Source organism: Streptomyces mayteni (genome assembly GCF_054783955.1).
In genome coordinates this window covers 1-10,775 of sequence record NZ_BAAGPR010000113.1, presented here as the reverse complement: position 1 = coordinate 10,775, position 10,775 = coordinate 1, and the positions used below count along the sequence as shown (strand labels likewise).

The 10,775-nt window shown below is 71.9% G+C and carries 9 protein-coding genes; all 9 read right to left on the bottom strand.

Annotated features, from left to right (window positions below; translation table 11 throughout):
* Positions 1–219: 219 nt before the first annotated feature.
* Entirely contained in the window at positions 220–2,310 is a 2,091-nt protein-coding gene (locus tag ACYVPE_RS32940) for a beta-galactosidase (protein ID WP_461037458.1), read from the bottom strand.
* Positions 2,311–2,362: 52 nt separating this feature from the next.
* Positions 2,363–3,268, bottom strand: coding sequence for a carbohydrate ABC transporter permease (locus tag ACYVPE_RS32935; protein WP_461037457.1), 906 nt, complete (start codon positions 3,266–3,268; stop codon positions 2,363–2,365).
* The gene (locus ACYVPE_RS32930) at positions 3,265–4,161 is read right to left on the bottom strand and encodes a carbohydrate ABC transporter permease (protein WP_461037456.1); all 897 of its coding nucleotides are present in this window, start codon (positions 4,159–4,161) and stop codon (positions 3,265–3,267) included. The genes ACYVPE_RS32935 and ACYVPE_RS32930 overlap by 4 nt, the downstream gene beginning before the upstream one ends.
* A 10-nt stretch (positions 4,162–4,171) precedes the next feature.
* Entirely contained in the window at positions 4,172–5,512 is a 1,341-nt protein-coding gene (locus ACYVPE_RS32925) for an ABC transporter substrate-binding protein (protein ID WP_461037455.1), read from the bottom strand.
* Positions 5,513–5,553: 41 nt separating this feature from the next.
* Positions 5,554–6,720 carry a LacI family DNA-binding transcriptional regulator gene (locus ACYVPE_RS32920; RefSeq protein WP_461037454.1) on the bottom strand — a complete coding sequence of 389 codons (1,167 nt, stop codon included), beginning with the start codon at positions 6,718–6,720 and terminating at the stop codon, positions 5,554–5,556.
* A gap of 175 nt (positions 6,721–6,895) precedes the next feature.
* Entirely contained in the window at positions 6,896–7,279 is a 384-nt protein-coding gene (locus ACYVPE_RS32915; protein WP_461037453.1) for a hypothetical protein, read from the bottom strand.
* A gap of 9 nt (positions 7,280–7,288) precedes the next feature.
* The gene (rph, locus tag ACYVPE_RS32910; RefSeq protein WP_132820214.1) at positions 7,289–8,017 is read right to left on the bottom strand and encodes a ribonuclease PH; all 729 of its coding nucleotides are present in this window, start codon (positions 8,015–8,017) and stop codon (positions 7,289–7,291) included.
* A gap of 19 nt (positions 8,018–8,036) precedes the next feature.
* Positions 8,037–8,792: an MBL fold metallo-hydrolase gene (locus ACYVPE_RS32905; RefSeq protein WP_461037452.1), complete on the bottom strand. Its 756-nt coding sequence runs from the start codon at positions 8,790–8,792 to the stop codon at positions 8,037–8,039.
* A gap of 266 nt (positions 8,793–9,058) precedes the next feature.
* Positions 9,059–10,258: a rod shape-determining protein RodA gene (gene rodA / locus ACYVPE_RS32900; protein WP_461037451.1), complete on the bottom strand. Its 1,200-nt coding sequence runs from the start codon at positions 10,256–10,258 to the stop codon at positions 9,059–9,061.
* Between the last annotated feature and the right edge of the window lie 517 nt (positions 10,259–10,775).

The following is a 10,775-nucleotide window of genomic DNA, read 5'->3' as shown; positions in this document are numbered from 1 at the left end:
CACGGCCGCAGGCCGGACACGGCCGCAGGCCGGACACGGCCGCAGGCCGGACACGGCCGCAGGCCGGACACGGCCGCAGGCCGGACACGGCCGCAGGGGCCCAACAAGGCGGCTCCGCCGCCGTTGGGCCCCCGGCGGGCCACCGCCCGCGCGCAGCGCGCCCGCGACCGCGGCAGCGGGACAAAGGGCGGGTGGGTGGGGGAAACCCCCAGGCCGGGGCTACACCTCCGCGAGTACGCGGACGTCCCAGGGGCCCAGTGTCAGCGCGGCGCCAGCCGCCAGCCGGTCCCCGGAGAGGACGTCGCGCGAAGCGACCGGCACCGTGAACTCGGTCGGGAGCCACGCCCAGTTGTGGACGAACCGCAGGCGCGTGCCGTCCTGGGCCGTCGCACCCGTGACGGTCTGGCTCGGCGCCGCGGCGCGCCAGCCGTCGTCCTTACGCGGCGCGCACCAGCGCAGGACCGCGGCGGACAGTGCGGGGTCCGGCACGGTGCCGACGTAGGTGACCCGGCCGTCGCCGTGGGCGCGGGTGGTGACGGCGGGCCAGCGGGCGAAGTGGGGGTGGACGTAGGACGCCAGCCACTCGCCGCCGGCGAGTTGGAGGCCGTCGACCCAGCGGGTCGCCCTCGCGTTCTCCGGGAGGTCGAGCGGGGAGTCGTCGGCGGCGACCACCGGCAGTGGGCCGTCGAGGGAGGAGAACTCGTCGTACCAGACGCCGGCCGCCTCGGCCAGGAAGGCCGGCTTGCGCTCCAGCCTGGCGCGGGCCTCCTCGTCCTCGTAGCCGGTGCGGATGCCGAGCACCAGGTGGCCGCCGGCCGCCGCGTACCGCTCCAGCCAGCGCAGTTGGTCGTCGGTGGCGATCAGCAGCGCCGCGGCGACCAGCAGCGGGTGGCGGGTCGCGTACGCGGCGGGGTCGGTCGCGAAGAGCTGCGAGGGGTGGGTGATCCTGGCCTGGAGGCCGGCCTCGAAGGCGCCGCGGTAGAAGGCGTTGAAGACGGCCTCGTAGGAGCCGCGGTCCGGGCCGCGGTCGGCGTCCGGCAGCATGGGCGTCTCCTGGAGCGCCCACTTGGTGTCGGTGGAGTAGACGAGGACGACGTCCGCGTCCGGGGTGAGGCGGGCGACCAGTTCGCCGGCCTTCTCGAAGTCGGCTCCCAGGGCGGCGAGTTGGTGGTAGACCCGGCCCGGCTCCTGGCTGTGCGGCAGGATGCCGCCCCAGTAGGTCTCGGTGCCGTAGTGCAGGGTGTGCCAGTGCCAGTACTCGATCATGGTGGCGCCGCGGGAGACCAGGGCCCAGGCGGCCTGCCGCCACTGGCCGTCGTAGGCCGGCTCGTTGATCCAGGGGCCGCCGATGGCCTGGGCGTTGGTCTCGGTGACCAGGTAGGGCTCCTGGCGTGAGGAGTACATCCGGTCCGCCGACTGGTAGAGCGCCCAGGTGCCGTCGGTGGTCCAACCCTGGTCGGTGTCGCGGGAGTAGGGGAGTTCGAGCGAGTCCTGCATCCGGTAGTAGGGGTTGCCGGCGGTGATGTCGAGGCGGCGGGTGAGGTCGTCGTCCTTGGCGGTGGGGCGCGGGTAGGAGATGCAGGTGGTGACGAACTGGTCGTCGCGGGCGTACTCGCGGACGATGTCGGCCTGCCAGCCGATGAAGTCGGTGGTGAGCGTCCCTTGGAAGCGGCGCCACGCCAGGTCGTACTGGGGCTGGGCGTTGCCCTCGGGGGTCCACAGGTCGGCCCAGGTGGAGAGCCGGTGGGACCAGTAGGTGAGGCCCCAGGCCCGGTTGAGCTCCTCGACCGAGCCGTAGGTGTGGCGCAGGTGGTCGACGAAGCGCTGGAAGACGCCGGGGTTGTGGAAGATCTCGTTGCCCGGCTCGTTGTCCACCTGGTAGCCGATGACGGCCGGGTGGTCGGCGTAGCGGGCGACGATCCGCCGGATGACGCGCTCGGCGTGGAAGAGGAACGCGGGGTGGCTGTAGTCGATCTCCTGGCGGCCGCCCCAGCCCATGGGCCGGCCGTCGCCGCGCCGCACGTTGATCTCGGGGTAGGCGCGGGCGAGCCAGGGTGGTGCCGCGTAGGTGGGGGTGCCGAGGATCACCCGGATGCCGCGCTCGTGGGCGCCGTCCAACACCGGCTGGAGCCAGTCGAGTTCGAAGACGCCGCTCGAAGGCTCCCAGGTGGACCAGACGGACTCGCCGACCCGGATCACCGTGAAGTTGGCCTGCCGCATCAGGTCGAGGTCGGCCTCGAGACGGGGTGTCGGCTGGTACTCGTGGTAGTAGGCGGCACCGAACAGTACCCGGTCGGGGAGCTTGGGCATGGTGGTTCTTCTCTCCTTGCGCGAGGGGCACGGGACGTGGCCGGGGCGGGGGTCAGCCCTTGACGGCCCCGGCGGACAGGCCCTCGAGCAGCTGCCTGCGCAGCAGCAGGAAGACCAGGATCGTCGGCACGGAGGCGAGCACGGCGCCGGGCAGCACCAGGTCGAACTGGCGCGCCTCCGCCTTGAAGAGGATGTTGAGGCCGAGCGGCAGGGTGTAGTCCTCGGTGTTGGAGATCAACACCAGTGGCCACATGAAGCTGTTGTAGCTCTGGAGGAACTGCCAGACGGCGAGGGCGCCCAACGAGGGCCGCAGCAGCGGCAGGACGACCCGCAGGAAGATGCCGAACTCGCTGGCGCCGTCCATCCTGGCGGACTCCAGGATCTCGTCCGGGATGGACTGGATGATGTACTGCTGCATCATGAAGATGCCGAACGCCGGCGCCACCCAGGGCACGGTGAGCGCGAACCAGGGGTTCGACAGGCCGGACTTCACCACCAGGACGAAGAGCGGCACCAGGATCACGGCGAACGGCACCGAGAGCGAGCTGAACATCACCGAGAACAGCAGCCGCTTCCCGGCGAACTTGTACTTGGCGAAGGCGAATCCGGCGAGCGCGCAGACGAACACCGCGACGGCGGTGGCGGCGGCGGCCGTGAGCACGCTGATCGCGAACCAGTTCCAGAACGGCTGACTGTCCAGCAGGTTGCGGTAGTTGTCGAGGGTGGCCGGGGACGGGATCAGGTTCGGCGGGTACTCGAAGAGGTCGCCGCGCGGCTTGAAGCTGCCGCTGAGCGCCCACAGCATCGGCGCGACGAAGACCAGCAGCAGCGCGCTGAGCGTCACGTAGAGCAGGATCCGGCCGGTGCGGGAGTAGCGCCGCCTGGGGCGGTTGCCGGTGGCGGGCGGCGGGGTGGCGGCTCCCGGAAGACGGTCTCGCGCGGTGGCGACGGCGCTCATGAGATCCTCCCGATGGAGAGCACCCGGTTCAGGATCTGGCTGACCCCGAAGACGATGACGAAGAGGACGAGTCCGGCCGCGGCCGCGTAGCCGAACTGCTGGCGTTCGAAGGCCGCCCGGTAGACGAACATGGCGACCGTCACCGTCTCCTCGCCGGGTCCGCCGCCGGTGATCAGGTAGACCTCGTCGAAGAGTTGGGCGGAGCCGATGAACGAGGTGACGACGACGAACGCGGTCACCGGCCGGATGGCGGGCAGCGTGACGGCGGTGAAGGTCCTGATCAGTCCCGCGCCGTCGAGTTCGGCGGCCTCGTAGCGTTCGCGGGGCACCGCCTGGAGGGCGGCGAGGAAGAAGATGGTCAGGTAGCCGACCCAGCGCCACAGCAGCACGAAGCCGATGGAGACCTTGGCCATCGTGGGGTCGCCGAGCCAGTCGGTGTTCCCGGCGCCGAACAGGGCCCGCAGCACGGAGTTGAGCAGGCCGTACTGCCGGTCGAAGACCAGGCTGTAGACCAGGGCGATCACGATCGGCGAGATCACCATCGGCAGGAAGAACGTGACCCGGAAGAGGTCACGGGCCCGCAGTCCCCTGGTGTTGAGGGCCTGGGCGATGAGCAGCGCGGCCGGCACCACGATCAGGACGCTCACCAGCACGAAGACCAGCGAGTTGCCGAGGGCCTTGTGGAAGCTGGTGTCGCTGGCCAGGTCGGCGAAGTTCCGCAGGCCGACGAACTCCGGGGTGCCGAGGCCGACCCACTCGGTCAGCGAGAGATAGACCGCGGCGCCGATCGGCACCACCATGAAGAGCGCGTACAGCACGTAGAAGGGCGCGATGAAGGCGTAGGGCGCGAGCTGGCGGCGCTTGCGCGCCGGCGTGGCCTGGAGTGACGTCATCGGAGGCACCTCAATCGTGGTTCCGGGTCTGGCCACGGAAGTCCTCGGCCGCGTCGCGCAGCGCCTGGGCCGGGGTGGAGTCGCCGTGGTAGGCGCGGAGCAGATGGCCGCTGAGCACGGTGTCGAGGATCGGCCGGTCGGCACTGAGGTAGAACACCGGCGCCTCGTCGATCAGGTCGCGGTAGACCTCGACCATGCGCTGGCCGCCGCAGTACTCGTCCTCGATCCGCAGGAGTTCCGGCGCGTCGAAGACGGAGCGCCTGGTGGGCAGGTAGCCCAGGTCGACGTAGCGGCGGATCTGCTCGGCCGGCGTGAGGAAGGCCGTCTTGACGAGCTCGACGCCGGCCAGGGTGTTCCGCTTGGCGCGCAGCGCCGCGAAGCCGGTGCCGCCGGTGAACGAGGTGCGCGAGCCGCCGTCGGGGAAGACCGGCAGCGGGCGGATCCGCCACTGCCCGGACTGCTCGGGCACGTTGGGCATCAGGCCGTAGATCTTGTACCAGGTGGCCATCCACTGGCCGATCAGCTGGCCGGACTTGAGGGCGGCCTGCATGGCCGGGCCGTAGAAGTCGGAGACCGTGGTGAGGAAACCTTCCTGCACGCCGCGTGCCAGGAAGGTGAGGGCCTGTTCGGCCTCCGGGGTCTCGATGGTGAGGGTGCCGTCCTCGTCGAAGAACCGGCCGCCGCGCTGCATCAGCAGCATGTCGAAGATCTGGGTGATCTGGGTGAGGTCGCTGCCGACCGCCACCGCGCCGATCGCCACGTCGTGCCGCTCGTGGGCCCGGCGGCCGGCCTCGGCCAGCTCGTCCCAGGTGGCGAGGTCGGTGGGCAGGCTGGCCCTGGCGAACTCGGGCTCCCGGTAGTAGTAGACGACCAGCGGCGCGTCGGAGTCGAGGGCGTAGAGGTGCCCGTCCCTGCTGAACGGCGCGGTGCGGACGGTCAGCAGGTCGTCGCGGACGTCCGCGTCGAGGTGGCCCTCCAGCGGTTCGAGCAGTTCGGTGGCGATCTCGCCGCGCAGCATCCGGGTGAAGTTGTTGATCTCCAGGCCGGCGACGTCCGGGGTGCCGCGGCCCGCGATGGCCTGGGCGATGGTCTTGGTCACCACGTCCTGGGCCCCTGCCCTGGTGGGGTTCAGCCGCCACCGGAACGGGGCGCCGCCGGCCGCCTCCGCGTTCTGGGCCGCCGTGGCGAAGAAGTCGACGTAGGCCTGGTCGTGGGTCCAGAACGACAGGTCCACGGTGCCCGAGGTGACGGGATCCGCCTCGGCCGCGCGGCCGCAGCCGCTGAGCGCGCCGCCCAGCACGGCGGCCGCGCCGACGCCGCCGCCGAGGCGCAGCAGCCCGCGCCGCGACATGGCGGGACCTCGGCTGCGGGGAGGGGGTGGGGTGCGTAGGGTCATCGTCGTCCCCCGTTCTCGGGCAACGCTGCCCGTCGGGTCGCTGATGGTGCCGGTGATGCGGGTGGTGTGGGTGCTGCCGGCGATGCGGGTGGTGCGGGTGGTGTCGATGGTGTGGGTGGTGCCGATGGTGTGGGTGGGACGGGTGCTGCCGGTGGTGCGGTGCTCTCCCGGACCACGAAGGTGCCGGGGATCAGCACGTCCTGGGCGGGCTCGCCGAGCGGGGCCTCCTCGCTCACGGCGGCGACAAGACGCCGCATGCCCTGCTCGGCCATCGCCGTGAAGTCCTGCCTGACGGTGGTCAGCGGCGCCGAGAGGTAGGCGGCCTCCGGGATGTCGTCGAAGCCGACGACGCTGACGTCCTCCGGGATCCGGCGGCCCGAGCGCCGCACGGCGTACATCGCGCCGATGGCCATCTGGTCGTTGGCGACGAACAGCGCGGTGACGCCCGGCTCCCGCAGCAGTTCGCCCGCGATCCGGCAGCCGGCCGCGGCGCTCCAGTCGCCGTGCCGGAACGCCGGCTCGGGAGCCCCCGCGGCGCGCAACGCGGCCCGCCAGCCGCTGATCCGACGGCCGGTCACCGTCCAGGCCGGCGGCCCCGCGATGTGGTGCACGGTGCGGTGGCCGAGGGCGAGCAGATGCTCGGTGGCCTCCCGGGCGCCGCCGACGTCGTCGCTGCCGACCCGGATCACGCCCGGCTCCGGCGGGCCGGCCGGGTACTCCATGCGCAGCAGCGGGATGCCGGCCGGCACGCCGGCCAGCAGGTCGAAGGGCCAGGCCACGGGCGCGGAGACGGCGACGGCCTCCACGCCCTGGCTGACCAGGTGGCGGACGGAGCGGGTGGTCTCCTCGGCGTCGTGCTCGTCGGCGTGCACGACGCCGACGAAGTAGCCGGCGCCCCGGGCGGCCCGTTCCAGGCCGCGCAGCACGGAGGACGGCCCGAAGTAGCCGGTGTCGGTGGTGATGACGCCGATCCGCCGGGAGCGGCGGGTGACCAGGGCGCGGGCGTTGGCGTCCGGGAGGTAGCCGAGCAGGGTGATCTCGCGCTGGACGCGCTCCCGCAGCGCCTGGCTGACGTGCGGCTCGCCGTTGACGACCCGCGAGACCGTCTTCTGCGAGACGCCGGCTCGCCTGGCTATCTCCCGCATCGAGACCCGTCCTGGCACGACCAGCTCCTTCGCCGGCACCTGTGGCTGACTACGCAGTCAACCGGGTGGTTCGACACGTTAAGGAGCTGTTTCCAGCCACGTCAAGGGATCGGTTCGAGATTCTGCAATGCGTTCGAAGTGCCGAACGTGACGCGGCGGTCGGCGTACCGCCGCGTCTCACACGTCAACCGGACTAACCGGAGCAGACCCCGCTGAGCGCGGAGATCGCGTCCCCGAGGGGCGCCAGGTCCACCTGGATCTCGCCGCCGCCCTCGCCGCCGCCGGACGCCCGGATGCTGTCCACCGCCGCGGCCACCGAGTCGCCGGCCTGCTCGGCATCCTCGTCGTCGACGCCGTGCAGCTCCTCCACGTTCTGGTCGAGGTCGTTCAACGCGGCCTCGAAGGCGTCGCCGTCGCCCGCGTCCACCGCCTGCTGGAGGTCGTTGAGGTTGCCGGTCAGGTCGACGGCTATCCGCGCGCAGTCCACCGCCTGCTGCACGTCGCATCCCACGCTGATGCCGGTCGTCGCGATCATCGCGACGGCGGCCACCGCGGTCGCTCGAATTCGGTTCTTCACGCCCGGGTCCTACCCCTCCGCGAGCGCGGCACGCTGCGCGGCGTCGAGCCGGGAGCAGCCGGCCACCGCCAGGTCGAGCAGCGCGTCGAGCTCGGCGCGGTCGAACGGCTTGCCCTCGGCGGTGCCCTGCACCTCGACGAACCGGCCGTCCCCGGTGCAGACCACGTTCATGTCGGTCTCGGCGCGGACGTCCTCCTCGTAGGCCAGGTCGAGCATCGGCACCCCGCCCACGATGCCCACGCTGACCGCGGACACCGCGCCGGTCAGCGGCTGCGACCTGGCCTTGACCAGCTTCTCGCGCTGCGCCCAGGCCACCGCGTCGGCCAGCGCCACGTAGGCGCCGGTGATGGCGGCCGTCCTGGTGCCGCCGTCGGCCTGCAGCACGTCGCAGTCCAGCACGAAGGTGTTCTCGCCCAGCGCCCTGAAGTCGATGACGGCGCGCAGCGAACGGCCGATCAGCCGGGAGATCTCGTGGGTGCGGCCGCCGATCCTGCCACGCACCGACTCCCGGTCGCCGCGGGTGTTGGTGGCCCGCGGCAGCATCGCGTACTCGCTGGTCACCCAGCCCTCGCCGCTGCCCCGACGCCAGCGCGGCACGCCCTCGGTGACGCTTGCGGTGCACAGCACCCTGGTGTCCCCGAACGAGACGAGGACGGAGCCTTCCGCGTGCTTGCTCCACCCCCGCTCGATCCGGACGGGACGGAGCTCATCGGCCGCGCGGCCGTCGATTCGTGACATGCCGCGAGCCTACGGCGTTTCACACCTCGTAGACCGCGCCGGGTCGGGCCAGCTCCACGGGCCCCTCGAACACGGCCTTGGCGTCGCACAGGTTGACCTGGGCGTCCGTCCACGGCGGGATGTGGGTGAGCACCAGACGCTCGGCGCCGGCCCGCTCCGCGCACTCCCCCGCCTGCCGGCCGTTGAGATGCACCTCCGGCAGGTTCTCCTTGCCATAGGTGAACGACGCCTCGCAGAGGAACAGGTCGGCGTCGGCGGCCAGTTGGGCGAGCGAGTCGCAGCGGCCGCTGTCTCCCGAGTAGCAGAACACGCGCCCCGCGTGCTCGACCCGGAAGCCGTAGGTCTCCACCGGATGGGTGACCCGACCGGCCGTGACCGTGAACGGGCCGAGCGTGAACGTGTCGCCCGAGACCAGGGTGTGGAAGTCGAAGACCTCGCTCATCGACTTCTCGGAAGGGGTGTCGTCGTAGGCGGTGGTGAGCCGGTGTTCGGTGCCCTCCGGCCCGTAGACGGGCACCGGGTCGCAGCGGCCGCCCTCGTGCCGGTAGTAACGGGCCACGAAGTAGCCGCACATGTCGATGCAGTGGTCGGGGTGCAGATGGCTGAGCGCGATCGCGTCGATGTCGTAGAGGCCTACGTACTTCTGTAGCTCGCCGAGGGCGCCATTGCCCATGTCTAGGAGCAGCCGGTAGCCCTCGGCCTCGATGAGGTAACAGGAACAGGCCGAGTCCGCGGACGGGAATGACCCCGAGCAGCCGACGACGGTGAGCTTCATGAAAGGGGGAACCTCCATAGTGGGGTTCGAACGACTCTAAGTCGCATCTGACCGGACCGCGCCTTGTGCGTGCCGCGGTGTGGGCGGAATCACCAGCGCGGGGTACCGTCGCACACGTGGACGGAGTGTGGTGGCTGGCAATCGCCGGCGTGGCCCTCCTCGGGCTGGTGGCGGCCCTGGTCGACGGCATGGGCCGCCTCGGCGGACGCGGTCGCGGGCGGGGTCGTGGGCGAGGGAACGGACGGCGTTGAGCCGAGCGGCGGAGCTCAGTTCAGGCGGGTCCGCGAGCGCACGTGGATGGCGAGCAACAACCCCACGGCGCTCCAGATCGCGAACATCGACGAACCGCCGTACGACAGGAACGGCAGCGGCAGCCCCGTCACCGGCATGATGCCCAGCGCCATCCCCATGTTCTGGAAGGTCTGGAACGCGATCCAGGTGACGATCCCCACCGCCACGATCGTCCCGTACATGTCCGGGGCCTGCATCGCGATCCGGCAGCCGCGGAAGAGCACCGCGCCGAGCAGCAGGATGACAAGGCCGGCCCCGACGAAGCCGAGTTCCTCGCCGGCCACCGTGAAGATGAAGTCGGTGTGCTGCTCGGGCACGAACTGCCCGGTGGTCTGGCTGCCGTGGAACAGCCCCTGCCCGCTGAGGCCGCCGGAACCGATCGCGATCCTCGCCTGGTTGGTGTTGTAGCCGACGCCCGCCGGGTCGAGCGCGGGGTTCGCGAACGCCGCGAACCGGTTGATCTGGTACTCGTCGAGCAACCCCGCCTGCCAGACCGCCAGCGCGGCCAACAGCCCGAGGCCGAGCAGGCCGAGGATCCACCGACGGCCGGTCCCCGAGGCGAGCAGCGCGCCGAGCGCGATCGCGGCGAGCACCATCGTCTGGCCGACGTCCGGCGTCAACAGGATCAGCACGGCCGGCACCGCGACGATCCCCAGCGCCTGGAGCACGGCCCGGGTGTCCGGGCGGGTCCGCGAGTCGTTCTCGAGCGAGGCGGCGAGCACCATGGCCATCGCCAGGATGACGCCCACCTTGACCAGCTCGGACGGCTGGAACGCGAACCCGCCGGGCAGCTGGATCCAGCTCCGGGACCCGTTCACGGTGGAACCGAGCGGCGAGAGCACCGCCAACGACAGCACCACGGACGCGGCGTACAGCACGGGCGCGGCGCTGCGCAGCCGGACGTGGCCGAGCCACACCATGACGGCGGCGAGGCCGGCGCCGATGGCGAGGTTGAGGATGTGGCGGAGCAGGAAGAACTGCGGATCCCCGTTGTTGAGGTCGGTCCGCCCCCGGGTGGCGGAGTACACCAGCAACGTCCCGATGAGGGAGAGGATCCCGGCGGCCCCGACCAACGTCCAGTCCAGCCGCCGCGCGAGCGAGTCGCGCCGCGTGAGGCGGGTCCACACGGTGGGTTCTGTGGCGGGCTGGAGGGAGGAGTAGCTGCGTACGGTCACGGGTCCGACACTAAGCGTTCCCGACTCCGTCGCGGTGGATGGTCCTGGGGGTTTCCCCCACCCACCCGCCCTTTGTTCCGCGCTCCGCGCGGGGCGCGCGCGGCGCGGCTGCGCGGCGGGGGGTTTTCCCCCACCCACCCGCCCCTTGTTCCGCGCTTCGCGCGGGGGCTAGCCCGCCGGGGCCCTGCCTGTTCCGGAGGTCCCCCGCCCACCCGCCCTTCCCGCGCTTCGCGCGGAGGGCGGCGGGCGCACGCTCGCCGCGCTGCGCGCGGCAAAGCCGTGGCGGCTCCGCCGGACCGCGCCGGGCCCCACCGCGCGAAGCGCGGAAAGGGCGGGCGGGCGGGGAACGCCCCACAGGGCCACGGCCACCAAGGCAACCGGCCCGGCCGCTAGGCCGACGCCCAGCCGACGCGCACCAAGCGCGGCCGCCCGGCGGCGGAGCCGGCGCAGCCGGCCGCCCCTACCGCGCGAAGCGCAGCAAGGGCGGGTGGGTGGGAAACGCCCCACAGGGCCACGG

Coding starts and splice junctions, on each gene's coding strand:
- ACYVPE_RS32940 (WP_461037458.1), bottom strand. CDS start 2,310: ATGCCCAAGCTCCCCGACCGGGTACTGTTCGGTGCCGCCTACTACCAC.
- ACYVPE_RS32935 (WP_461037457.1), bottom strand. CDS start 3,268: ATGAGCGCCGTCGCCACCGCGCGAGACCGTCTTCCGGGAGCCGCCACC.
- ACYVPE_RS32930 (WP_461037456.1), bottom strand. CDS start 4,161: ATGACGTCACTCCAGGCCACGCCGGCGCGCAAGCGCCGCCAGCTCGCG.
- ACYVPE_RS32925 (WP_461037455.1), bottom strand. CDS start 5,512: ATGTCGCGGCGCGGGCTGCTGCGCCTCGGCGGCGGCGTCGGCGCGGCC.
- rph (WP_132820214.1), bottom strand. CDS start 8,017: ATGTCACGAATCGACGGCCGCGCGGCCGATGAGCTCCGTCCCGTCCGG.
- ACYVPE_RS32905 (WP_461037452.1), bottom strand. CDS start 8,792: ATGAAGCTCACCGTCGTCGGCTGCTCGGGGTCATTCCCGTCCGCGGAC.